This is a genomic window from Bacillus sp. FSL E2-8868 (genome assembly GCF_038005505.1).
GTDB lineage: Bacteria > Bacillota > Bacilli > Bacillales > Bacillaceae_G > Bacillus_A > Bacillus_A mycoides.
The window spans coordinates 267938-293903 of the sequence record NZ_JBBOTI010000004.1 but is presented as its reverse complement, the minus strand read 5'-3'; the positions used below and the strand labels follow the sequence as shown (position 1 = coordinate 293903).

18 protein-coding genes and 4 pseudogenes are annotated in these 25966 nt (G+C 33.9%); 6 read left to right on the top strand and 16 right to left on the bottom strand.

The genetic code is table 11. The features are described from left to right. Positions 1 to 84: 84 nt before the first annotated feature. Positions 85 to 990, top strand: coding sequence for a TetR/AcrR family transcriptional regulator (locus tag NSS74_RS26505; protein ID WP_340814637.1), 906 nt, complete (start codon positions 85 to 87; stop codon positions 988 to 990). Positions 991 to 1592: 602 nt separating this feature from the next. On the opposite strand, the gene NSS74_RS26500 is transcribed toward NSS74_RS26505, so the two are convergent. The 5 genes and pseudogenes from NSS74_RS26500 to NSS74_RS26480 form a co-directional block, all read right to left on the bottom strand. Next, a complete protein-coding gene (locus NSS74_RS26500) occupies positions 1593 to 2648 on the bottom strand; it encodes a serine hydrolase domain-containing protein (protein WP_340814635.1) in 1056 nt (351 codons plus the stop codon). A gap of 110 nt (positions 2649 to 2758) precedes the next feature. Further along, positions 2759 to 2830, bottom strand: a pseudogene (locus tag NSS74_RS26495) (VOC family protein); the annotation flags it as partial. A 686-nt stretch (positions 2831 to 3516) separates the two neighbouring features. Then, positions 3517 to 3672 (bottom strand): annotated as a pseudogene (locus tag NSS74_RS26490) (DUF2935 domain-containing protein); the annotation flags it as partial. 2 nt (positions 3673 to 3674) lie between these two features. After that, complete coding sequence (locus NSS74_RS26485) at positions 3675 to 3824, bottom strand: hypothetical protein (protein ID WP_187770562.1); 150 nt, start codon at positions 3822 to 3824, stop codon at positions 3675 to 3677. Positions 3825 to 4011: 187 nt separating this feature from the next. Further along, on the bottom strand, positions 4012 to 5379 hold the full coding sequence (locus NSS74_RS26480; RefSeq protein ID WP_340814633.1) for a short-chain fatty acid transporter: 1368 nt from the start codon (positions 5377 to 5379) through the stop codon (positions 4012 to 4014). A 232-nt stretch (positions 5380 to 5611) separates the two neighbouring features. Here NSS74_RS26480 and NSS74_RS26475 point away from each other — a divergent pair. Beyond that, positions 5612 to 5707 (top strand): annotated as a pseudogene (locus NSS74_RS26475) (D-alanyl-D-alanine carboxypeptidase); the annotation flags it as partial. 201 nt (positions 5708 to 5908) lie between these two features. On the opposite strand, the pseudogene NSS74_RS26470 reads toward NSS74_RS26475, so the two are convergent. The 7 genes and pseudogenes from NSS74_RS26470 to NSS74_RS26440 all read right to left on the bottom strand — a co-directional run. Continuing rightward, positions 5909 to 6334: pseudogene (locus NSS74_RS26470) on the bottom strand (YncE family protein); the annotation flags it as partial. Between the two features lie 416 nt (positions 6335 to 6750). Then, the gene (locus NSS74_RS26465) at positions 6751 to 9231 is read right to left on the bottom strand and encodes an RICIN domain-containing protein (RefSeq protein ID WP_340814632.1); all 2481 of its coding nucleotides are present in this window, start codon (positions 9229 to 9231) and stop codon (positions 6751 to 6753) included. Between the two features lie 36 nt (positions 9232 to 9267). Then, positions 9268 to 9921 carry a DUF11 domain-containing protein gene (locus tag NSS74_RS26460; RefSeq protein WP_340814631.1) on the bottom strand — a complete coding sequence of 218 codons (654 nt, stop codon included), beginning with the start codon at positions 9919 to 9921 and terminating at the stop codon, positions 9268 to 9270. 103 nt (positions 9922 to 10024) lie between these two features. Then, the gene (locus tag NSS74_RS26455; RefSeq protein ID WP_340814630.1) at positions 10025 to 10750 is read right to left on the bottom strand and encodes a DUF11 domain-containing protein; all 726 of its coding nucleotides are present in this window, start codon (positions 10748 to 10750) and stop codon (positions 10025 to 10027) included. A gap of 44 nt (positions 10751 to 10794) precedes the next feature. After that, positions 10795 to 12459: a DUF7507 domain-containing protein gene (locus NSS74_RS26450; protein WP_340814629.1), complete on the bottom strand. Its 1665-nt coding sequence runs from the start codon at positions 12457 to 12459 to the stop codon at positions 10795 to 10797. A 60-nt stretch (positions 12460 to 12519) separates the two neighbouring features. Further along, positions 12520 to 14559, bottom strand: a complete 2040-nt coding sequence (locus NSS74_RS26445; protein ID WP_340814627.1) for a DUF11 domain-containing protein — start codon at positions 14557 to 14559, stop codon at positions 12520 to 12522. Positions 14560 to 15561: 1002 nt separating this feature from the next. Continuing rightward, positions 15562 to 18342, bottom strand: coding sequence for a TrlF family AAA-like ATPase (locus NSS74_RS26440; protein ID WP_340814626.1), 2781 nt, complete (start codon positions 18340 to 18342; stop codon positions 15562 to 15564). Between the two features lie 369 nt (positions 18343 to 18711). On the opposite strand from NSS74_RS26440, the gene NSS74_RS26435 reads away from it, so the two are divergent. Next, entirely contained in the window at positions 18712 to 19884 is a 1173-nt protein-coding gene (locus tag NSS74_RS26435; RefSeq protein WP_340814624.1) for a hypothetical protein, read from the top strand. Positions 19885 to 20414: 530 nt separating this feature from the next. Here NSS74_RS26435 and NSS74_RS26430 read toward each other — a convergent pair. After that, positions 20415 to 21290, bottom strand: coding sequence for a hypothetical protein (locus tag NSS74_RS26430; RefSeq protein WP_137058690.1), 876 nt, complete (start codon positions 21288 to 21290; stop codon positions 20415 to 20417). A 279-nt stretch (positions 21291 to 21569) separates the two neighbouring features. Here NSS74_RS26430 and NSS74_RS26425 point away from each other — a divergent pair, with 279 nt between their 5' ends. Next, positions 21570 to 21785 (top strand): hypothetical protein, encoded by a 216-nt coding sequence (locus NSS74_RS26425; RefSeq protein ID WP_137058689.1) that lies wholly within the window; start codon positions 21570 to 21572, stop codon positions 21783 to 21785. Between the two features lie 118 nt (positions 21786 to 21903). Here NSS74_RS26425 and NSS74_RS26420 read toward each other — a convergent pair whose 3' ends face one another. Then, complete coding sequence (locus NSS74_RS26420; protein WP_340814623.1) at positions 21904 to 22476, bottom strand: tyrosine-type recombinase/integrase; 573 nt, start codon at positions 22474 to 22476, stop codon at positions 21904 to 21906. 439 nt (positions 22477 to 22915) lie between these two features. On the opposite strand from NSS74_RS26420, the gene NSS74_RS26415 reads away from it, so the two are divergent. Both NSS74_RS26415 and NSS74_RS26410 read left to right on the top strand, forming a co-directional pair. Next, a complete protein-coding gene (locus NSS74_RS26415; RefSeq protein ID WP_340814622.1) occupies positions 22916 to 23380 on the top strand; it encodes a stress protein in 465 nt (154 codons plus the stop codon). Positions 23381 to 23642: 262 nt separating this feature from the next. Next, positions 23643 to 24005: a hypothetical protein gene (locus tag NSS74_RS26410; protein ID WP_002193625.1), complete on the top strand. Its 363-nt coding sequence runs from the start codon at positions 23643 to 23645 to the stop codon at positions 24003 to 24005. A gap of 1197 nt (positions 24006 to 25202) precedes the next feature. Here the strand turns inward: NSS74_RS26410 and hfq are convergent. Together hfq and NSS74_RS26400 are read right to left on the bottom strand one after the other, a co-directional pair. After that, on the bottom strand, positions 25203 to 25391 hold the full coding sequence (gene hfq / locus NSS74_RS26405) for an RNA chaperone Hfq (RefSeq protein ID WP_002193624.1): 189 nt from the start codon (positions 25389 to 25391) through the stop codon (positions 25203 to 25205). 27 nt (positions 25392 to 25418) lie between these two features. After that, entirely contained in the window at positions 25419 to 25754 is a 336-nt protein-coding gene (locus NSS74_RS26400) for a hypothetical protein (protein ID WP_002130394.1), read from the bottom strand. Between the last annotated feature and the right edge of the window lie 212 nt (positions 25755 to 25966).

Below are 25966 nucleotides of genomic sequence, written 5' to 3'. Positions count from 1 at the left end.
TTGTCCAAAATTGTACTAGTTGTATTTTCTTTGTTACAATATATTTATTAATATAAGAGCATTACCTCTAAAGGAGCTTAGAATATGAATAAGAAGAAAAGAGACGTTTTAGATAAAGCACATGAGCTATTTATAGAAAAGGGATATCACGCGACATCTATTCAAGATATTTTAAATCATAGCAATATTTCCAAAGGTTCTTTTTATAATTATTTTTCTTCCAAAGGCGAACTATTCAAAGCTGTATTTAAACTTATCCAAGAAGAGATGCAAGTGGAAAGAGACAAATTACTTATTGGAGAAGATTGTAAAGATATTGCTATCTATATAGAACAAGTCAGCCTCATGATGGAACTTAATAAAAAAAACAAGTTAATGCAATTAATTGAAGATGTGCTTGTATCAAACGATCCAGATCTCATACAATTTATTAAGCAGTCTAAATACTTATTTTTAAGTTGGGTGTATAAACGCTTTACAAATATTTTCCCCGAGGATAAATCAAATTATTTAGTGGATTGTGCGGTTATTTTCATAGGTATGATGCAGAATATTCTTCATACCAGTAATGCATGGAATCAAACAATTACCATAAAGCAAATTGTTACTTATTGTATGGATCGGACAATTATCATTTTGGAAGATATTAGTGAAAAGAGCATTCAATTATTTACACCCGCATATATAAATGAATTTTTACCTCAATCAGATTATAATGATTTTTTTAACAATGAATTTTCAATTGCTACGCTACACTTAAAAAAAGTGATTGAGAAAAAAAATGGTTTCGAAAAGCAGAAAATGACAACATGTTTAAACCTGTTGTACTTTATTCAAGAAGAGATTATGTATAATAAAGCAGATTCAAGAAAATTTTTAATCGAGAGCGCTTTAACAACTTTTAAAAATAGTCCAGAAATCAATACCACTCAGGAATATATACAATATGAACAAATTTTAGGGAAAATGAACTATTTTCCGATTTCATAAATTTCATTTTCTTCAACCTAAACTATATACACAAATTTAAAGGTATTCTTATAATGAAAAGATTCTATATCCTGTATGTATAGGGTCTTCCAATATATTTTTTTATCATCATATTTAATCGTTGTGAAGCTTTATAAAAAAGTTCGATTAAAAATACTTTGCAAACTTATATTGTACGATAAATAAAACGAATCTATTTTGAAAAGGGATTGATCAAAATGGATTCGTTTCTTTTTGAATGAACATTTAGTTTTATAAAAAAGTTTGATCAAAACGCATTTAAAATTCTTTGATTGAAAAGATAAAGCATCGCATCTTTTTTAGAAACGTCGCAACTTTATTCAAAACTTCGCGTCTTTCTTACAAACATCGTGACTTTATTTCAAATCCACAATCGTTTGTGAAAACAAAGGCATACTTGCTACTCGACTTGATACATTTGTCATTATGTTCACTTCCTATACTTTAGACTTATTTTTACCATGAAGGGGTCCAACAAGTAATACCAACCGATGGAGCTCTGTTTTGGACTGTGGCTAGAAGTAGTCTATCTTCAATGCCATTAACTGCATTTACAACTAATGTAAGAGTGTCATTCAAATCTACGCTCTCTTGTTTTGTACTTTTTCTAAAACAATTTCCGATATTTCATTAGCATATTTTTTAGAGTCAAATTCGTCATGGTTACTTAATACCGCAACAGACAAACGCTCTTCTGGGAACCGCATGAAGTGTGAATTAAAACCTGCCCAGCCTCCTGAATGTTCCAAATATCGACAATTAAAACCCTCTGCAACCCTTAGCCCAAAAGCATAATCTTCATTGTTAATAATCGTCTCTCCAGTTGGAGAAATTTTCGGACCTATTTCGCTCATTCTTTTAACAAGGTCTTTTCCACCAATGGTACCTGTAGTTAAATTTTCTCCCCATCTTACCAGATCTTCAACAGTTGTATGAACTGCCCCATCCCCTGTATGTTCCCAAGGGCTTTCATAGATTTCATATATTCCTTGTTCATTCTTCAAATATCCACTAGCAATTGATATAGTTGTTGGATAGTAATCCACAATTGTTGTGTCTCTCATATTTAAAAGTTCAAAAATACGCTCCTTCGTAAACTCACGTTGACACTTGCCACTTACCTTCTCTATCACTTGCGATAATAAAAAATATCCTGTATTGCTATACTCAAATTTTGTTCCAACTGGGAACCTTGCAATTTGATGACCACTAAGGTGTTCTAGCGATTCTTCCACAGTTAATGTATCAGTAAATTTAATATTTGCTGCTTCAGCCAATTCTATATAATCAACTAGTCCACCAGTGTGGTGAATTAGGTGTCTCAATGTTACAGGTTCAGCATATGCTCCTATAGAAGGGACAAACTTTACAATTGAATCATCTAAACTCAATTTTTCCTCTTGCTCTAAGAGTAAAATAGAAAATGCAGTGAACTGTTTAGAAACTGAAGCAATATTAAAAATTGTTTTTGTGGTTATGGGTAGACTTTCTTCTATAGAAGCTAAGCCAACTGCGCCTTTATAAGTTACCCTGCTATCAAAACTAGCAATATATGCACAGCCAGGAACTTTGGGTGAAAACTTGTTAAACAATTGTTTAATCGATGTGTGTGTCTTTTCGTTATATATATTATTCATTTCATTCACCTGCATGATATTAACTTTTTTCTGATTACTTCTGTAGCTTTGAAATAAAGTTTGATTAAAAACACCTCACAAACCCATATTTTACGATAATGAAAAAGAATCCATTTTGAAGAAAGTTCTACATTGGTAACAGGAATATAAATAGGTCCAACCCTCAATAATTTATCTTTCATTCTACCCTCTCCTTTCAGTAATTCAAATAGCATTAATAAATATGTTCTCTTTTTATGTACCTATTGCCTTTGAAAATCCCACAATTTTCTTTATGATGTTTCTTTAGTTCCACAAACTTACTCCATTAAATGGCCCGCATTTTTTAACAACTTTATTATTTTTTAAACAACTTTATTGTAAACTAAACAATTTTTTTATTACTTAACAAGACGACAATAAATAGGTCGTCTTTTGTTCTTCAAAACATAAATAAAAGTTTTATTTTTTCTTCTGATTTTCTACTTTTTCAGTTTTAGAACTGACTCCATCTTTAAATCCATCCCAAAAGTCACAATCATTATATATAACTTAATATAATGATTATATTATATATTATGGAAACATCTATAAAATCCCCCTTAAATTAACCTTAAATAATTAAACTTCTTTATCATCCATGAGAGTAAAGTTTTTATTATTAGTTTACTTTCAAATTACCGAAACCATTGCCTTCCCGTCAATCCTCCTAATATCCAGAATTAATAAAAAGAAATTATACATTCAAAAGACTATAAACAAAGGGGTTAAAAATCCCCTTGGGAATATTTAATAAAATAACGTATGAATCCATCACAAGGAAAAGAAGCTAACAATAAATTGTTAACTTCTCAACTTAAGGCAAACTAGTATCTTTCCTTATCTTCTACTATCTAGATTGTGATTTAATATTTGTAAGATGAGCATCAAACATATCAATTATTTCAAGAAATCTATCAGCTTCACGAAAAACATGGGCTGCTAATAATGGATGAATGATACTCTTTATTTTACATTGTTCAATTAAATCACGTGCCTTTAATTTATTTACCAAATAAACGATTTCTTCTGTTCTGAAGCTGCACCTTTTCTCTTAAAGTTAAGTAGTTCTTCAGCTTGGATAGCAACTAATTCATCTAATTTACCTGGTTTGGCATTAAATACATTAATCCACACTATGGCTTTACTAGATTCCATCTAAATAACCTCCTTGAAATTAAAAATCGCCTTTCCTACATGGAATTCCATAGATATCTGGAAAGTTGATACTGAAATCTAGGGTGTTCATAAATGCTCCGTCTGTACTTCTAGATCCGTTTTACTTTCATTTTAAGGAGGGTATTTCAAGCTCTTGACTTGATAGTGATGCGTATTCCTATGAAATTTAATATACAAATAACATTAATAAACTGGTAACAATCCCGACCCAAATGCAGAGAATGAAACAATAACCCATGATATCTTTAATTTTCAATCCCAGCACTCCTAAAAGAGGTAGTGCCCAGAACGGCTGAATCAAATTTGTCCATGCGTCCCCCCAGCCTACCGCCATAGCGATAGTAGCCGGATCTACACCTAACTTCAATCCTGCCGGGACCTGCAGTGGCCCTTGTAAAGCCCATTGCCCCCCACCAGATGGCGCCAATAAGTTCACCAATCCCGCTGACCAATATGTAAATATATCAAATGTATCCTTTGACGCAATGGATGCCATCCATTCAATGATTGAGCTTCCCAATCCTGAACCACCTAAAACAGCAATAATCCCCGCATAAAACGGAAACTGTAGGATAATTGGAGAAATGGATTGCGCAGATTCTTTGAATCCTTGTGCAAAGTTTCCAAGAGAACCATGCAGGAGCAAGCCAAGTGACAAGAAAAACAAATTAATGATATTTAAATCCAAACTATGACCGTTCATGAATTCATACACACAATACAACGTGCCGATTGCACCTAATACTATTCCTAGAACCGGTGTCCATTCCAGTTTTTCCGCAGCAGTTAAATCCTTTTGAGGAGGTTTTACAAAAGAATTTGTATCTGTTTCGAGTGCTTTATACCTAATAATCCCGCTTTTTGGAGCCATAAGTACAATAATAATTGGCATCGTGATGAATAGAGTGAAAAAAATAATTAGAGTAGAGTAACTAAAGATTGTTTGTGAGGTAGGAATAATTCCAATCATATCTACAAGAAAATGATCCTTTGTGGCAATTGTCAAGCCAATAGAACTGGAGAGACCTGCGCTATATAAGGCAGTCGGAGCATAAGCAGCTGCGACAAGTAATGGAAAATGTGCATTCGGATTCTTTTTCGCTACTTCCTTCGCAATAATCGCTCCCACAACTACCGCTAGTCCCCAATTGATATAGTATGCAATTGCACTGATAAAAAATGTCATCGTATAAGCCTTTTGAGGTGTATCGGCTAACTTAGCAACTGACTGCAAGCCTCTATTAACAAATGGGACGGAAGCTAACGTCATCCCTGTAACCATTAGCAATACCATTTGCATTGTAAAAGTTAAATAAGTCCAAAACCCATCCCCCCAGGATTTTACGATTTTGTACGGATTTGAGGGATTCATCAGCAAAGCTATAATGAAAGTAAATAAAGTGAGCAGCACAGCTATAACAAAAGCATCCGGGACATATTTCTGAGACCATCTCGAAAATACATTTGCACACCGTGTAAGCAATGATTCTTTCTTTCCTGGATCTGTATTTGTCTCCAATAAGGAATGTTTCATAAATATTCTCCTTTCTAAATTTTAATAAGATAAATATGAATAACATTCCACAAAAGAAAATAAAATCCTTTTGCACTTTCAAATTCTTCCCCCCACTCGAATTACGGAAACTTTTTATCTCTAGCTGCTATTTCCACCTCATAATTTTCTTCTATATTTATACTAGAATAATTTACTCTTTATACATTCTTAATGTATTCCTGTCCGCTAACGTTAAATCTTCTTTATGGTTAAAAGAGTGGATGGTTTACAAACTAGCTTTTCAAATACTACTGGATATAGTTTTGCTGGCACAGCAAAACAAGGAAACAAAAGATTTATTTCCATTTTCAAATTATTATCTTTTTGCACTAGAACCTTAGCTTTATAGCGATGGGTGAGTACCTCTTGTCTTAGCATTTCCACCCAAAAAAAGAGAGGTTTCCCCTCTCTTTTGTCAGTAATAAAAGAGTCATCACTTCCTAGGATTGATATGTAAAAAGAAATAAAAAAACAGAGAAACGTGATTAGTGTCTCTCTGCTCTTTATACTATTCGCAAATAGTTCCGGTTGCTATACCAGTTGGCGCAACACCTACTGGGACAGTAGCGATAACGGTATTTGTAGCAATATCAATAACAGAAACAATATTACTATCTTGATTTGTAACATAGGCACGAGTACCATCTGGTATGATGGTTACTTGATCAGGGGATAGTGCAACAGGAATGATACCAATTACAGTGTTTGTCAACGTACTTATCACTGAAACAGTATTATTAACTTTATTCACAACGTAAATCCGAGTTCCAACCGGTGTAATAGCTATACCAACAGGCTCGATACCTACATTAATTGTAGTAATAACTGTATCAGTAACAGTATCAATAACAGAAACAGTATTGCTAGCTTGATTTGTAACATAGGCACGAGTGCCATCTGGTGTAAAGACAATTATTCTAGGGCGGATGCCGACAGGGAGACGGAAGGTTACTTTCGTCGTGGAACTGAGAAGCTCCCACTTCAAGCTTTGCTAAGTGGCGAGTAGTTCACTATATTCTCTTGTAATTTCAACTAGAGGACGTCCTAAACGTTTCCCCCTGTTTTTGGGCGAGAGCAATCTCCTCAGCTTGCCGGTCCTTTTCCACAAAAGAGAACATAATGTTTACAAACATCCTAACGTTATTTCAAAGTAACAATTGAACAGATTGTTTTGGCTCTATGTCTCTATTAAATAATTTTTTACACCATAACACAAAAAAGACATGAGTCTATACTTCTCAATGACTCATGTTTTTTCTTATTAAAGTTAATTCTACCGTTTTTATTAAAAGCAAATACTTCTACTTTGTGCTACTATATCGCAACACATACTTTATTTTATAAAAAGTATTATTTTAATTTTGTCAATTCCCAACATTGAGCATCTGTACCATTGTCTGGCCATTGTTGAATATTAGCACCATTGTTTTGTAAACTACTCTTCAGATCAAGTAATTGGCCGCTATGCTTAGCTATCAATTTAAGCGTTCCATCCGAACTTTTTTCGATTTTCCATTTTTGATTGTCTCCACCAATGTCTTCCCATTGTTCTACATTCGCACCATCACTGTTTGAAGCTCCGGACACAGTAAGCAATTTCCCACTATGAACTGCTTTGATTTTATAATACCCATCTGCCAGCTTCTCTAGTTCCCATTTTTGCTGATCTCCGCCGTTATACTCCCATTGTTGCACGTTTACACCATTATCCTTTGAGGCGCTAGATATATCTAATACTTTTTGACTTCCCTTATTTTTGATGATATAGACACCACTGTAGTCAAGCCCGTCAATACCATCGCAACAAAGTATTTTTGCTTTTTGCAATGTATTTTGCTGCAATTTTTCGTCTAAAATTATTTTTGTTAGTTTGTGGGTCAACTGTTCATTCTCATTGAGTAATTCTTCTGCACTCTGCTTCCCTTCGTTGAAGGCCCGAATTGCATCTTGTATTTTTAATTTTTCTGCTACGATTACTCCTGCAGCCGCTAACTCAGCTTCTCCAATACCTGTCACGATTTTCTTCTGTGCTTCTTTACAATTGCTTTCGTGAATAGCTGTCACTTCATTCGTCATTTCTTCTTTACGATAAATTTGCCCATCAGGAATAAGCCTATATTTATAATCAACTTTTGCTTTGTTTGCCACTTTCTTAGGCACTGGGTTATCAATCAACACTTGGAATGTGACTCTGGTCGTCGTCCCGGGCTCTACCGTACCAATATTCACGCCACTTTCTATATTGCCTGAGAGAGGACGCCCATCTATCTGTAAACTACCTGGAACCAACTTCGTTCCATTTGGAACTTGATCCTCAATTACGACATCGGTCAGTGGTGTATCACCTGTATTAGCAACTTCAATGGTATAGGTTATAACGTTACCTGCTTTGACATAAACCGACATGTCTTGCCGTTTAACTACCTCTACCTCTACTTTTCGAATGACCGTAATGGCTTCATTACTATCTGCTGTACCTGAAGAGACCGGTAAACCTGGGGCACTTTGGAAATCATACACGACAGTAGCTTTATTCACCGCTCTATTGTCTGATGGCACTTTTAATACTAAGGCTTGAAAGGTAACTTCCGTCGGGCCTTCGATAGATATGGAACCAATGTCTACTCCTTTTTTCGGATCTCCACCAGGTATAGGAACGCCATCGATCTGTAAGCTGCCTTCAACAAACTTTAATTCTGGTGGAAGAGTGTCTTTTAAAATAGTTTTTTGTGCTTCGGTCATTCCACTGTTTTCAATTAATAGAGTGTAAGTAAGGATTTCACCCACGATAGCTGCTTCTTTATCTACTTCTTTATTAATTTTGATTTCTGGACTATTCACATCAATTTGGACACCCAGACCTGTCACTATATAACCATCTGATTTCGAAGTCAGTTGAACTAATGCCTCCGTTTGTGAATTCTCCATAGCTGTAGAAGCGTCCACATTGGTAATATCCCAATTATAACGAACTGCTGGTCCGGCACTTCCTGGTGTGACATTTACATTCCCATAGGTACCACTCGTATCTAGATTCCCTGCATCATCATTAATTTGTGAAGCAAAGAAGTTGTCAATCGGATTATTGGGACCTGAAATGGGCTTTAAAGAAGAGGCATCTTTTCCAAAAAGCAACTGATCTCCTGGAATCTTTGAATCTCCTTCCATTGCGGTTAGCAACAATCTTGCTTTGACATCACCAAGTTCAGGCGTAGAGAAGCCAGAAATTTTCTGGCTTACTGATCCCGTTTTCTCAATCGATGCAGTTCCGACATGAATGTTCATATTTCGAAGAGGCAGTGTAGGATCTTTATAAACCACAGATAAAGTCCATCCCCCCACATTGTTCCCTTTATATCTTTGTACTGTCGCTGGTACACCACTGACAGTATAATTACCAGCCCCACCTGCATCTATAAAACTAGTAACATTGGCAGAGCGAACATAAAATATTTGGTTCGCCTGAGCTACTTGCTGACTCGTAGTCGGATCTGGCGTAATGAGGGTGCTCCCTTTTGGCGAGATTAACGTTATGGCCCGATCTATTTCACTCGTCACATCCTCGGTACTCGTTTTTGTTGATCCACCCCAAATTAGCTCTGCATATAATACTATGCTTCCCGTTGGTAAGCGAAGCTGTGCAGCAGAAGCATTTTCTTTCCAATCCAGTGTGGTACCTGCAGGATATCCTGGTACCTGCTTAGACAAATCTAATGTGATAAATGCACCAATATCTGTATAACTGATATTGGTATTACTTAGACCCAGTGTGTTGCCAGTAAAAGTAACCGCTCCGTTAGTCGTGGTTGAATATCGCTGAATAAACGCCATGATTCTCACCCTTTCTCTATTTATCTATTTCTATCCCTACTTACAACCACAACATAGGTCTTTAACTTGATCTAACTTTTTCTTCAACTCTTTTTCCAGATTAGCAATTTGCTGAACTGCTTTCTTTGCACTCTTGTTAATTGCTAGCAAATCCGTCACTTTAATCCGGCCACCTCGGAATGAATTAATCGCTGCTTGAATCTTTTCGCCTTCCATGTAAAGAATCGTGGCTAGGCCTTTTTCCTCTTGTGCGATGGAATGAATGATTAAGTCACGTGACCATTCACAGGTTGTTCGTCCTGCTGGCACATTGGTTTGTACTTCGTTACTGACCGCATCTACATAACCACCTGAATACTGAGAGCCCATGTAAGCTTTATTCCTAATCACTCCACTAGAATGAGGTTTAATCACTTCAACTTTAAATGTAATGATGATAGGCCCTTCAATGGATAGTCTATCAAGTACAATCGTTTTCATTGGATCTTCACCAGGTTTTGATTCACCGTCAATTTCCACACTATTCGGGACAAACTGCACCTCTTCTGATAGAAAATCCTTAAAATGACAATTAGTAACATCAATTAGACTATCATTGGAAATGGTAAACGTATATGTTAGAATATCTCCTACCACCGCATCAATTTTGTCTACTTCCTTTTCTATACTCACTTTCGGAAAATTAGACATGTGCCTCTCCCTTTCTTTTCTGTAATTCATACCTTATTAGTGATGAATCAGATTCCCTATTTTTCAAAAGCATCTGAGGAAAAGTAAGACATCCTCTTCTTCTCTACTTGCAACCACTACATAAATCCTGAATCGTATTTCTCTTGTTCTGTAGTTCTTGTTTCAATGTAGATAATGTTTGAGAAACACTATTTTCACTCTGAATAATCAAATTCTGTTCATTTTTTGTAATCTTGCCACTATTAAAGGCTTGATTTGCCGTCCTTATTTTTTCTGCTTCTGCATCCAGTAACTCCTGAATGGCCTTCTCTTCCTGTTTAATTGAAAATTCAATGGTACTTTGATTGTTCTCACAGTTAGTAGGAGGACGCACAATCACTTTTGTCTCTGTTATATTACTGGCTGCTTCTCCTTTTTTGATAGGCGATCCAGAAGCACTTTCAAATTCATAATTTAAGGTGGCTTTATTTTTCACTAGCTCATCTGGAGGAATATTGATTACTTTCGCTTGAAATGTCACTTCAATCAGTTCTCCTGTTCCTACCATTCCTAGCTTAATCCCATTATTTACATTCACACTAGGTTGAGGCACACCATCCACAAAGACACTACCTGGAACAAACTTCAACTCTTTTGGAAGGATATCTTTCAAGATAGTGTTTTGTGCGTCAACCGGATCCATATTTGTTACAAGAACGGTATAAGTCAAAATATCTTTTACTTTTGCCTCATTTTTGTTTACTTTTTTATTTATTTCCATCTTCAGACTATCCTCCATTAATCTATTCGCCTCAGTTTTCATATTTACATACCCCCGACTTTGAGACATATTTCATCACCCTTTCCATCATCGAATCAAATTATATATGGATGTTATGAGCAAAAATCACAAATTTCTTGGGTAACAGCGAGTTTATCTTTAAGCACTGATTCTAGTACGATTAGGCTGTCTAACATATCCTCCACACTTTCATTGACAGCGATGAGATCTTGGACTTCTATTTTCTTATCTCCAAACGCACGAGCAGCTACTTCAATTTTTTCTGCTTCTGCCCGCATAATCCTAGCAATGCTTTGTTCCGCCTCAGCAATCGTTTGGATAATCTGATTTTTCCCTTCTTCACAGGTAGGTGGCTCAATCACTTCAATCCCAGGTTTGTTACTAATACTCGTCGCTGTCGAAATAGGTAAATCTGGTCTACTCTGAAAATCAAAGATCATCGATGCTTGATTATGCACCACTTTATCATCAGGCTCTTTCATGATTTTCGCTTGATACGTGATGAGGACTGTTTCTCCTACAGCCAAAGTACCAATGTTTACACCCTTAGCAATATCTTGTCCTGGCCATGCCACACCTCTGATTCGTAAACTATCTGGTAAATATTCAAGTTCTGGATCTAAGTAGTCCTGAAAAATCACATTAGTCGCATCTACATAGCCATCATTTTTTACTTCCAAAGTGTAAGTTACTATTTCACCTACTACAGCTTGTTTTTTATCCCCCGACTTATTCATTTTTACGATTGGGCTATTGGCGTCAATCTGTACTCCATATCCACTCACCAAATAGGTATCTTGCGCCGTCGCAATACGGGCGATCGCCTCGGTTTGACTATGATGCAACGTGTGAGAAATATCTACATTCGTGATATCCCAACCAGATCGTACGCCAAATCCGTCTGATCCAAGAGGCTTATTGAGCGTTCCAGCAGTTCCACTAGTATCTAAATTTCCTAGATCATCGTTAATCTGCGACGCAAAAAAATTATTTCCAGGATTATTCGGCCCAGATATCACCGAAAGCGACGAACGATCGGGACCAAATTCAAAGCGATCGCCAGGAAGATTAGAGTTTCCTTCCAGTGCGGTAAGCATGACACGTCCCTGGATATCCCCACCTTCTGGGGTTTTAAAATTATAAATCAACTCATCCACTGGAGGATTAGACATAGAAATCACTTGAGACCCAACATAAATATTCATATTTCGAATTTTAAGTAATGGATGTTTATAAGCGACAGCCAACGTCCATCCCACTGTATTGGTAGAAGCTAGAAAAAAAGTACAATCTCTTACCGTTCCGGCAATACCACCTACTATATAAGTTCCAGCTCCACCTTTTTGTACAAATTCAGTTACATTCGCAGAGCGAACATAGAAAACTTGACCGCCAAAGACGGACTCTTCTCGTGCAGTGAAGGCATCTGGTGCGATGGATACAGTAGCAGCTGGGGTGGTAAAAGAAATCGAAGTATTGATAGCTGAACGAACATCAGTATATTGATCTTTAGTCGATCCACCCCAGATCAACTCGGCATACAATATTTCACTGTCTGCAGGGATTTTCAGCATAGCCAAAGAGGAATTTTCTTGCCAGTTCAATGTACTTCCAGCTGGATATCCTGACACTTGTTTAGAGCTATCTGTTGTCAAAAAAGCCCCGATATCTGTACTTCCATCTGCATAACCTAATGTATTTCCTGTAAATGTAATCGCACCATTGGTTGTTTGGGTGAAACGATGAATAAATGGCATATTCTTCCCCCTTTTCAATCTAAATAAAGCTAAAAATTCTTGTGCTTCTTTCTCACTAATCTACCAACAACAAATCTGCTTAGCAATTTCTAATTTATCTTTTAATAATTTCTCCAACTGTGTAGCTTTTTGGACTACTTTTTCGACACTCTGATTAATCCTAGCAAGTTCTTGGGCAGAGATTCTCTCTTCTTCAAATGCCTTTACCGCTTCTTGTACCTTTACACTTTCTGCTTGAAGGATTTTCATCAAACCAAGCTCTTGTTGTGCTACTGATTCAAAAATCTGATTTTGTGCTTTTTGACAATCGGTCTCCAACCATGCCGTAATTAGGTTACTTGTTACTATTTCCTCACGCACATTGCTACCTGGTTTCAGCTGAAATTGATAAATTGCCTCTGCTTGGTTATCTACTTTCACTGGCAACGGACTTTGTAACGCTACTTGAAATGTAATCACAGCTGTTTGGCCAGGAATTAATGTACCAAGAGGAATTCCTGTTGTTAAATCATCAAGCACCGGTGCACCATTTACTTTTAAACTCCCTGGAACGAGTACCGTTCCTGTAGGTATGACATCTTTAATAGAAAGTGCATTTACTGAAGTATCTCCATTATTGGTAATATCGAGCGTGTAGGTGATAATATCTCCCTTTTTATCGTAAACCGAACGATCTTCACTTTTCACGAGATCGACTTGTACATGCTTAATGATAGTATTTACTTCATTTGAGCTACTAGATCCTGATGTGAGAGGTAAACCCGCTGCACTTTGGAACTCGTAATCCAGCTTACCCGTATTAGTCACCTTTCCATCTGTAGGGACTGCAATCACTTTCACTTTAAATATGATCTCGACTGGCCCTTCTATGCTTACAGATCCGATATGAACTCCTTTAGCTGGATTTTCTCCGGGTTTGGCTTGCCCATCGATAGTTAAGCTGTTCTGCACAAATTCTAACTCATCTGGAAGAATATCTTTAAAAATGGAATTCTGTGCTTCTACTAGTCCACTATTTTCTACTAAAATTGTGTAAGTTAACTCGTCTCCGACTATTGCTATATCTTTATCCACTTGTTTGTCTATCTTGAGTTCCGGACTATTCACATCAATTTGAATCCCTAATCCAGAAAGGATGAATCCGTCCATATCTGTTTTGAACCGAGCAATCGCTTCAGTTTGTGAGATTTCCATGGCGTTTGAAATATCCACATTCGTAATATCCCAGCCATAGCGCTGTGTAGACTGTTTTTGCCCTGGGGTTACATTACTATTTCCCGCTGTCCCACTAGTATCTAAATTTCCACCATCATCATTAATCTGTGAAGCGAAAAAGTTATCCACTAAGTTATTCGGTCCAGAAATGGCTTGTAATTGGCTTGGGGATGGACCAAATAAAAATTGATCCTTAGAAATGAAACTGTCGCCTTCGATAGCAGTCAATAAAGCTCTTGCCTGAAACGGTTTGGATTCAGGTGTCCCAAAACCCATAACTTTTTGATCCACTACATTCCCTCTTTCAACTGATGCCACACCAACATATAAGTTGATATTTCGTGAAGGTAAAGAAGGATTTTTATATATAACAGCAAGCGTCCATCCTGCTGCATTACTTTTACTTGGCCGTTGGATTGTGGCAGGTACCCCACTTACAGTATAAGAACCTGCTCCACTCGCCTTTATTAGTTTAGTAACATCAGCTGTACGAATATAAAATGTGTGATTTTCATGTACTACTACTTGGGCCGTTGTAGCATCAGGAGATATTGTTTGTATTGAACCTTGTGGGTTAGTTAAGGAAATGGGAACGTTAATATCTCCTGTAACATCCACTGCGTTAAATTTTGAGGTACCTCCCCAAATCAACTCTGCATACAGCACTTCACTAGCTACAGGAAATTTCAGAACTGCTTGAGAAGCATTCAATTTCCAATTTAACGTACTACCTATTGGATAACTTGGAACTTGTTGGGTAAGATCCAACGTAATGAATGCTCCAATGTCATTATAGCTAGGATTATTCGAACCAAATCCTAGTGTATTACCTGTAAACGTCATCGCACCATTTGTAGTCGTTGTATAACGCTGAACTATTGACATTCTCTTCGTCCTTTCTATAACAAATAGAATAGTAACTATTATTTTATTTTTTAATAAAACTTACGCGGGGATTTTAATTCATATAATTGCCTCCTATGCAAATATTTGATAACACAAAATTATATTTCACTCACTGAAAAACTATATCTATAATTAATTGTTCCTTCTATTTATCATTATTTTTCTGTTTTTTCGGAAAAATATATTTCAAGTCCGGTTTTGCAGTAAAAATCATTTAATAGGAATAACACCGCATCTCTATTAATCTAACAACAAAAAAATTTGATATCATTCAAAATTATCAGTTAACAAATATAAAGATTTTGATATGTAGACAGATTGTAGCTCCTAGCATTTATAGTTTGAAAGTTGAAACAAAACATACTGATGATAAAATAGGATTATTTTACACTGGCGCAATCGAATTGAAGAATAAGGATTGGTGGAACAATAAAGACAAAAAAGAAACTAATTGAAATTGGTCGCTTTTTTTTCTTCTATTTACTCGTCCTCTTATAGGGAACAGCCGAGTAAATTGTACGCTAAGGAGTTTGTAAATGTCATCGGTATTTAATATACGTTTAAAAATGTTTTAGAACATATTTATAAACGTGATAATCCTTGATTTTATAAGGATGCGAGTTACATCCTCAAAGGTTTACCTTTATTAACAGGTTGATTTTTTTTGAAACGAGCAAACCTGTTTCAAAAGGTGTCAGTTTTTAAGAAGCATTTCAAAAATGAATTTGTGAGGTTTTGGAACTAATATATTATGTAATTTTGATAGTCCCAAAAGGTGTACCTTTCGAAACACTTTTATAGAGGTATCATCGATTCTTTTTATTTCTAGATGTATTAAAGTAAAGAATATTTGTAAAATTACACATTTACGAATATATAAAAAGAAGAATCCTCAATATGATTCTTCTTTTGTAAGTATTAAAATTAAAAAAGTTTTTTGAAGTACCGGCTTATACCTCAAATTTCATCATATCCTTATTATTAAGAGAGTTTATAACGCTTGGCACGTAATTTAAATGCCGCTTCTCCGCCCTCCATCACTTTACAAATTTGGTTTCTAACCGTGGCATCTTCAATACTTCCAGAAGCTAACAAATTTAATCCGCTTTTATTAGAATCCATAGCTAAAATTAACTCTGAGTCTCCGTTCACCGGAATATTCGCATTGTGTGTTACTACAATTACTTGTCTTTTAGATTTACAGGTTTTTAATCTCTCAACAATTAGTTCGTATATTAGTGAATTATCTAAATCATCCTCAGGTTGATCTAATATTAATGGCACTTCTCCATAAGACAATAGAAAAGTCAATATGGCTGATGTTTTTTGACCTGCCGATGCATTAGATAAGGGTTTATATTCATTAGAATTAGCAGCTTTATATTTAACTTGAACTTCATCTTCTGGATATAGAAGCGTTAATTCATCCATTTGTTCTTTATTTAACTCTTTTATTACACGGATAAACCTTCCTGAAAAAAGCTCATTACTTTTACCAGATCTTATATCCCTAAAAATATTTAGGAGATTTGGAATATTAACTTCTACTTTTCCTTTAAAGCAGAATTCAATAATTTTATGTATATCTTCGTTAAAGGTGTCTTCTTTTTGAATAATTTTTCTAAAGTTATATTCAAAGAATTTTTTATCTCTAAAACTTTTTATTTCGATTTTTAAGTTATCACTATCTCCTAGTACTTCTTGAATAAAGCTCTTTCTAGCTGTTGTAATTTCTTCCCTCTTTTTTAGGTATTCAGTCTTTAATCCTGCTAATTCTTGTATTTCTGTTTCTCTTAATTCTTCTTGTGCTTTTATTACATTTAGCTGTTCGTTCTTCTTTGTAAGCTCTTCATTAAGTTTCTCAAAGTCATGAAGAGTTTGAATACCTTGTGATTGTAAATCTTCTTTTATTTTTTTAAATTCATTTGTATTCTTTTTATAGGCGGAGAACCAATTAGACTCTTTCAAACTAATTTTAAATTCTTCACTTAGTTTCATCATCTGAGTGCTTAAGTCCAAAATATGAGCATGGATTTTATCATACTTTTCTTTTATAGGGTCTTCAATATCTTTAATTTCCGCTTTATAATCGTGAGAAATATTATTATAGTTAATTTCTGATAGTTCTAATGTTTCACCAAGTGATTGAATCTGTTGATAGCTTTTGATAACTGCCTGTCCGAACACTTTTATCTCATCTATTTCTTCAGAGAATTGATTGGACTTATTAAAAAGCTCTTCAAAATCACTTTCCTTATACGTTCTTAATTGATTTTGCTTGTCTTCAATATCAGCTAATAATTTTGATTTCCCCTCTAATTGAGAAGTAATTGATCTGATTTTTGATGATTTAGTTAAGTACTCAATTTTAGTTGTTTTTAGATTTTCTTGGAGCTCATACATTCCATCAATTGAACTATCCATCTTATCTCTTAAAGCATTAGGTTTTTTAGCAATTTCATAAACTTGTTTCTGTGAATATACATCAAACTTAAATAAATTTAATAAAGAATCATGCTCTTCTTGTGTAATTTCTTCATATTGTTCCGTTTCAGGATCCCACTTTTTAAAAGTATTTTTTTGAGAGGTGCCGTTAAAATCAGATGCAATAATTTTATAGGTAGTATTGTATCGATTATAAATTACCTCTATCTCAGAATCGTTTTTTAAAACGCCAGAATCATCATTTTTACTATATACACTATAAAACTTTTCTTGTTCACTAGCAATTTCATTATGTTCTTTTAAATCCTCATTACATTTAAAACACCCTCTAATAAATCTAAGAATGCTCGATTTTCCTGTCCCACGTCCACCAATTATTGTGGTCATTTGAGGACTAAAAGAAAATGTATTTTCAGACTTGTTAATCTCAGTGTTTGTAATTTTTATACTATTTATCCATTCATTAGGTAATTCGTAAGGGGCTGTTTTAGATTCAAAGTCATTTCTTATTCTGCTTTCAGGTAGTAGTAGTGCTTGACGCAAACTTTCTAAATTAATATCTTCACTCATTTTTATCCATGTGTATCTTTGACCTATCCCCCAAAGACCATGTTTAGAGGCCTTCTCACTTGCTGGATTATCTGAAAATGTAAGAATAGACACTGGATGCTTTTTTGCATTAGTTAAAGTGTTTTTCCAATTCAATGCTCTCTCTGCTGCTATGTTAGTTTCACCGTATAGGTCTTGTAATAATTTTAATTCTGATTGTGAATCTAATTCATTGTTATAGAAAAATTCATGTACAGCCTGGACTCCCAGTACATTCTCATTCTTAAACACGCTACTTTGCGTTCCGAAATCTGTTTCGCAAAGTCCACTGTATTGATCTATATGAGCTGGTATAGCTATAGCTCCCACTTCCTGGGCTTCTTTGATAACATCCAAAACGCTCATAGTAACTTTAGCATTTTGATGACCATACATTTCCATAGCGAGTTTTAATCTTGCAAGGAAATGATTAACATCCTGTGTACCCTTATCTACATCAAATAATACAAGTATATGAACTTTAGCATCACTACAAGTTACTTCTACTCCTGGAAACACTGTTAGGCTAGTCCCCTTAGCAGCTTCTTTTATTTTATCTATATACCCACCTGTATTATGATCTGTAACAGCAACACAATCTAGCCCTTGTTCTATGCATCTAGTAACCCACTGTGCTGGTGTAACCTCTTGTTCAATAAAACACCGACTTTCAGGTGTATGTAGATGTAAATCTGTTTTATACCAACGTGCTCCTTTTATGTCTCTCATCTTAATCCCCCTATTTGTATTATGTACTATTACAATTCTAATCCTTAAATTATAGAAGGTACAATAAAAAAAGGTTTTAGACAAAATAAATGCAAAAACGAGTCATAAATAGGAACTATCGTTCATAAAGAAAACCTATATGTAAGTTGCTGTTTGGTACATATATGGTGACGATACCCCTATAAAAAATAATAGGAGTAGATGCTAGATATTGGATCTTTTTTATTTTAAGCACAGGATTTTACAGAAACTTTTATTTCTACAGTAAAACTAATGGTAGAATGTTATTGAAAGATAGGGTTATATTGGTAAAGCTGTTATTAGGTATTAGAAGTGTTTACAAGAATTAGTTAGATAGGGTGTGTATTGGTGAGAAAGAGAATAAAAAGAAAAAGTTATCAAATGGAAAAAGAAGGTGAGCAAATACAAAAGGATAGATTATCTTATTTACAAGATACTGCATGGATTATCACAGTTCTCACAGGAGCCATCTACTTTTTCTCTTATTCTTTTCAAAAGGGAATTAGAGATTACTATGGTATAGATGATATAAGTTTAAGTGATCTAGATGTACCTTTAATTGTTAGTTCTGTATATGATGTTTCTTCTTTGATACTCAGGGTATGTATTTTATATTTTATTTCAAGAATGTTAATTTGGTGTGCAAGTTTTATAATGAATATACTGGATGCAAGGCAAAATGCTCCTAAAAAAAATACTTTTATAAGAGTGAAATTAAGAAGCTTCTATTCAAAAATAGGTGCGTTTTCAAATTCAATTATTGAAACAGATTTAAATAAAGTGGGTAGTTTTAAGGAAGTGGTAGGAACAATCTATGATAGGAAAGAGTTTGCTCCTATAAATGCAATTACAAATGGAATTTTTCTTATGCTAGTCCTTGGCTATCTACCATTTTTAGTATTAAAGGATTCATATAATTTTAATGTAGCTAATCTATTAAGTATTAGAGTATGGGCACTTTTTTTCATTTTACTAGTAATGTTACTATTTTTATTTATTGTACTTTCCCTAAAAAAATTGAAGTCAGGAACAATTAAAAATGGACTTTTAAAGCTATGTTTAAGAGGGATTGTTGCTATTTATAGAAGAAACCCATTGGCTTATATTTGGAAGCAATGTAACTGGGGAATAAGAGGGATTATAATCATTACAATTGGTATAGGTTCATCATGGATTTTCTTTCAATATGGATATACAAAAGCTGAGAAAAAAGAAGATTATACAATTGTACAATATCAGGGGAAAGAGTTTGTTATGTTAGATAAAGATAAAAATAGAATGCTTGTATCCCCTCTTACAATAAATAATAATCACTATATGATGTCAAAAAATGAATTTAAATTAATTGAATTGAAACAAGGGAATACTGATTCTATTGTATTTAAAGGGAAAAGTATAGTTGGTGGTTTGCAGGTATCTCCTAATGAGAGGGAGGAAAAATTGAAGGAATTAGATAAAACTATCCAGAGTATCCCTGGTTTAAGAAATTTGCTCCCAATTAGTTTGCTAATTGATAAATAGCATATGTTTAGAAAGTCAACTAGTTAGATTAATAGATGTTTTTTCTAGTTAAGGGTCAAATGAGGAGACTTATCATGGATTTTCATTTATTTGAATTTTAAAAAAAAAAAAAAAGAACTTGTAAGAATCACTACAAGTTCTTTTTAGGTTAAAGCGAATACACGGGACATACAAATTATCTCATTATTCATAACGAGGGAACCATATTTATTAAGTATTCATTCCATTATATAACAAATACTATAAATATAAGTATTTATTTTTGGGAATTGCGTGATTCGAGAAAACAAGAGGGGTTATCAGGTTTTAATTCTTGGAAATCCCAATTATTCATTTTGCACAAAATGCTATAAATCAATATCTATAACATAATAAATTAGTGAAAGTATAAATATAGGTAAATGAAGAAGAATGGTGCATTCTTATAGAACAGCGTATATCTATATTCAGTAATAATTTATAAATAAAAAACAAAAGTGTAGTTATGTTCACATATCAACTATAAAATAGATATTTGTTAACTATCTCCATTATTTTGCATCAGGAACTACTATGTAATCTTTTGCACTAAAATCAGATACATCAAGAATTTTAATTGCCGAATTCTCTATAAAATCAGTAGTTAACACCATTACGGTTCCTCCATTTTTTTCAAAAGCTACCATCCTCTTTTGATTATATTTAATAGCCAACCAAGCTGTTATGAATTGAGGGAAAATCATAAAACATGATTCAATTCTCGCCATTTGTTCTGGGATTACTTCCATATAAAAATTCCCATCATGAATAACTTTATGTCGGATATTAAATGCTTCTTCAAGCGTATCAAATATTTCTTTCTTAACTAAAGCTATATTGCCTTGTTGCAGCCAATGCAATATATAATTAGGTCGACTACATTGAAATGCACCGATAGTGTTAATTGCATCATCAAAATAATCTGTTATTTGTTCTTCAGTTCTATCAAAGAGGAAATTAAAAGCTTCACATGTTTGTGCTAAATCTTGAAAATTAAATTGCTTGGACATATATTCGCTTACACTTATATCCATAGCATCAACGGTATCTAACTCAATATTTTTTTCTTGCAAAAAAGAATGAATTCTATTATATATATCGTTATCATTATTAACTATAAATACGAACAAATCCCGAAACAAAGTTTCCCAACAAGTTACTAAAGAACTAACATATAGACCAACAGATACTTGAAACGGTTTAGAATCTTTAAGCTTTCCGTTATCCGTAGGCTTATAGTTCTCTCTCAAAAAAACCATAGATTCACTACGGTGGCATAAATTAAGAACAAAATTAGTTAAAAAGTGTTGCATCTCTCCTCTGTTTTTTTGTAGTTCTTTCAACTCTTTGATTAACTTAGGTTTTAACTTCCTTATTTTTTTTGACATAATACATCCTCCAATTTCTATTTTTTGTATATTACCCTCTACTTTGTTGACTTATCCTTCTCTACACGGGACCTGACGGCATTTCGCGACTAATATAAACTTTGTCTACAATTTATATAAAATATTTTGTATTCCCTCCTTTTTCAGGGGATGATCAAAGAAACCCATTATTAAAATTAAGATGGCACAAGTCGGAGGGGCACCTTAGGTGTCTTTTCTTTATAAAATATATAATGTATTATATTTATATAAAGATTTAAATTCGGAAGGGGGGATAATATGAATTTTAATACACCAGAAATACAATCACAAGTAGCGGGGTTACTATATCCAGCAATAAAAGTATTCGCTTTATTACTGGCTGTTTATGCAGCACTTTTAGTGATTTCACAGTACATACCAAATAAATTAAGGCCCATTGTTGCCCCTTTTATAATGTGTGGGATTTTGTATGCAGGATGGAATTTCCGTGGATATCTTATAGCTTTATTTTAAAGACAATTCAAAGTGTCTTAACGTGGGTTTTATGTCATTTGGTTGGCGGGACCCCATTTAAAAAAGCGAGTCCATTTTAATTAATTATTTTTTAAAATGTATTCGCTTTTTTATCAGATTAGATGCGAAATGTATCAAGAATATTATCTTTCTCTTCTTTGTTAATCCCAATGTATCTTAATGTGATTTGTGGCGTACTATGATTCAGTATTTCTTGTAACATAGCAATATCCTTTGTCTGCTTGTAAAACCAATACCCAAACGTTTTACGCATTGTATGAGTGCCTAAAGATTCGACTCCGGAAAAATCTCCGGCTTTTTGTAACTGTCGATAGGCTTGAATTTTACTAATAGGTTTATCACCTTTTCGAGAAGGAAATAACCAGGTACTTTTTAGATCTTCAGCGTATGGCAATACTTCCTCAAAAATAGATGTAATATTTATGATACGTTCCTTTTTTGTCTTTCCTTCTTTTACTTTAAATTCTTTTCGTTTTTTTCGCTTCAGTTTTAAAATTTCACTCGTTTCCATTTTAAGTAAATCACTTACACGTAACCCCGTATTAATACCAATTAGAAATAAAATGTAATCACGATCTGAACAATGACGTTTGAGCGACCATTTCATATCATTAAGCTGTTCTATGCTCCGAATTGGTTGTACATCAATTAAATGTTGCTTTTTATCCATCTGTTTTTCAATCCCTTTATTTTCAATGATTTGAATGTATACTTTTTTGTCTTTTTTTATAATATCAATTAAAATGGATAAAAGTCAATGTTTATAGGGAAATGAATGTAAACTTTTGGGTAAAAGTTTACATTCGCTTTTTGAATCATTTATAGCTAATTTTGTAATAAATTTCTCAATATAGATATACTTGTTAATTGTGGTTTTAATATTCGAAATTAACAAAAAATAAATTATAATAACAATATGATAGTTATCCTTTTGTTTACTCCTTGTGCTAAAGATAAGATTGTGTTCCCAATCTTATCTTTTTTCTTTGTAGATTTTTGATACAAAAAAAGAATCCTTATAATAGGGTGTTTTTTCCCATCCCCTCGAAAAGGGGGAATAAGAAAAAAGATTTTAGCTTATATAACTAATACATACTGGGGGTAACACAATGAAACGCAAATTACTTACAGTATTAGCATGTAGCGCATTACTTATGGGATTGGCTGCTTGTGGTTCTAATGAGAAAACTGCAACTGAATCTAAACCTAAGCAAGAAGCTAAGAAGCCAGAACCAGTTACTACAACTTCACTTATTAGTGAGTTCAAGAAAGCTGGCATAGAAGCTGAAAATGCTACGGATCTACCACAAAAGGAATTTGGTAACATGCGCAAAGACGGGAAGCGTATCCTTACACCAAAATTAGGTGAAGATAAAGGCGGCCGTGTGTTTGAATTTAGTAAGAAAGAAGACTTAGAGAAAACTAAGAAGTACTATGATGATTTAAGTAACTCTGCTCCAATGTTATTCTCACATACATACGCTAAGGGGAATTTCCTTGTGCAAATGAATGGTGATATGAAAGATGAAGAGTTTAATAAGTATAAAGAGGTTATGGATAAAACTATTAAGTAGGTTAATGAATCCGTTTTCGTTTTCCGGAAAGTATGATAAAATATCATTTGGATGAGAGTCCAATACATATTATTAAAATTAAAGTGGTTATCAAGTCGGAGGAAGGCACCTTAGGGTGTCTTTTCTTTTGTTTGAAACACATTCTGCCAAAATACTTGTATCTTTGTTGATTTACGACTCACATAAACCAACAAACTTCGTATATACAATTTGTTATCCTAAATGGGTTAACAATACGAACAGTTATAGGAGGATTTTGTGAATGGTAAAAAAAGCTTGTGTAAGTATTATTACTGGAATTCTTTTAATATGCTCAACAGGATGTGCCACTCAAAATGATTCCATCGCAGCTCAAACTCAATCGATAGATGGCACATATACAACAGAAGATATCACAAGCGCATTTCCTGTAGGGACACCCATAACTACTTATATTCGAAAAGAAGAAAAACTGAACGTAAAACATCTTACCAGCATTACGCTTACAGATGGTGGCGTTGGTAGAGTTCTGGAAGCAACAGATGGGTTTGTTGTCGTATGTGGGAATGAAAAAGGAGTTTTTGATGTGTTAATATTTAAAACTATGGAAGATGTAAAGAAATATGAACAAGGTGTGGCGCTATGATTAATACCCTACTGTCACCCTCACAGTATACAGTGAATCTATTCCAGATTACATAAGATGTGGCGTCACTCAAATATTGATCTCAAATCTCTTGTATTTTGTGTACTAACAATCTGATGTATATAGACGATTCTGTTTTATAGGATGTGTTTACATGTATAACAAAGGGATAATACGGATAAATTTATATTAAATAAACGTGGTTCAAGTCGGAGGAAGGCACCTTAGGGTGTCTTTTCTTTTGTCCATACACTGGTATATTTAAAGTGTAGAGAGGGGCATCTGAATAAAAACAAACAGTAAATAGGTTTTAATGCCATTTATCTTATTCCCCCTTTTCGAGGGGATGGGCAAAAACACCCTATAATAGCATTTCTTTTGATTAATGCAATGATGACTTCTCTCTTTTTTCTCGCATATACACTGCAAATTGCATCATTTCTTCTTGGGTAAATTGCTTTCCTTCAATTGCCCCTTGTGTAGACGTCCCAATATATACTAAATCATCCCATTTAGAAAAGAATTCGAATATTATAATTTGGATACATTACATATAAATAATGTGTTAGTATTAATTATGAAGATATTTACCAACTAACTTTTATGCCCTAGTCATGCGCCGCACTAGGGCGTATTCTCATTTTTAAAAATACATATATTTTTTTATATCAATATATTGCATTATTAATTAAAATATTATATTATATTCAGAGAAGAGTAAGGTAAGAGTTACTCTTTGCCATTTTAGGAAAGGACCTGCTATTTATAGCGGGTCCTTTTTTGTCAATTACTACAGCTAAACTAAAATAGCGTTTTTATACTCTAAGGGATTTTCAAAACTCAATAACACAATTTGAATTGAGATTTTGATATAAAGATGAGTTTTAAGACACTATTCAAGCTATTTTAAGTTGAAGTTACTTTGTCTCAAATACCTATGTTTTTGAGATTAAATGCTTTGCTTAGCGTATATTTTTGTTAAAATGCGGGCGGTACGCCTATTATAATTTAAAAATAAGACAAATATGTTGAGAAAATTCAGAACGAATTAAATATTCCTATACGCTTATATATAATTGATTAAGAGTTGGAGTAGTAATCTGTAATCTGTCATCTGTTCCTTTTTTTGAAGAAGATTGATCTCAATCTTCTATTTTTTTTTGTTTTTTCCTCTTCCCTTGAAAAAAGGAAAAAGAATTACTTAAGAATTGTGGAAATTGCCTGCTTGTAGACTAGTTGTTGTTTACCATGAGCAATCATAAGAACGGTGAATTTATCCATTGCAAGGATCTTCCCACGTACTGGAACGCCATTCTTTAAAAATACTGTAACTGCCTCTTTTTTCTCTTTCAATTGTTCATACATATCTTCTTGTAAATTAAACATGAAATGCGCCCCCTGGTTTCTTTGTATTTACTTTTCTTCTAATACCTGCTGCTTTTCACTGTTGGATATTTGTGATTCCCATTCACTTTCTATTTTTCTAAACCATTTTCCTATTTTGCTTAGATAATATCTTTTTACTTCACCATTAGGAATCCAAATTTCACGTTCCTGTATTTGATTCATCACTTCATGAAGAATCTCATCATGTTCATACTTTTTAGGTTTTCTATAATGTGTTTTTACAAACTGTGTATATTCTCTACGTAACCAATTAGAAATATGTTGTCTTTGTCTTTGCTTGAGATGTGACCATTTTTTATTTGTTTGAAGGATTTTTCCATTTACTTTTATGTGGTTTTTCATCGACACTCATCCCCTTTTACTAGCAAAAAGAATATATCACTATCGTATCACATTTAAATCGAAATACTGCTCTAGGTACATATTTCGCAAGAAATCTATACGAAATAAAAATAATATCTCCATTTCACATAAAATAGTATCCAAAACAGACGAGACGGAATTCATTAAGCAGATTAATTAGGCACAAAAATTAAATGTAGACTATTGTTTAT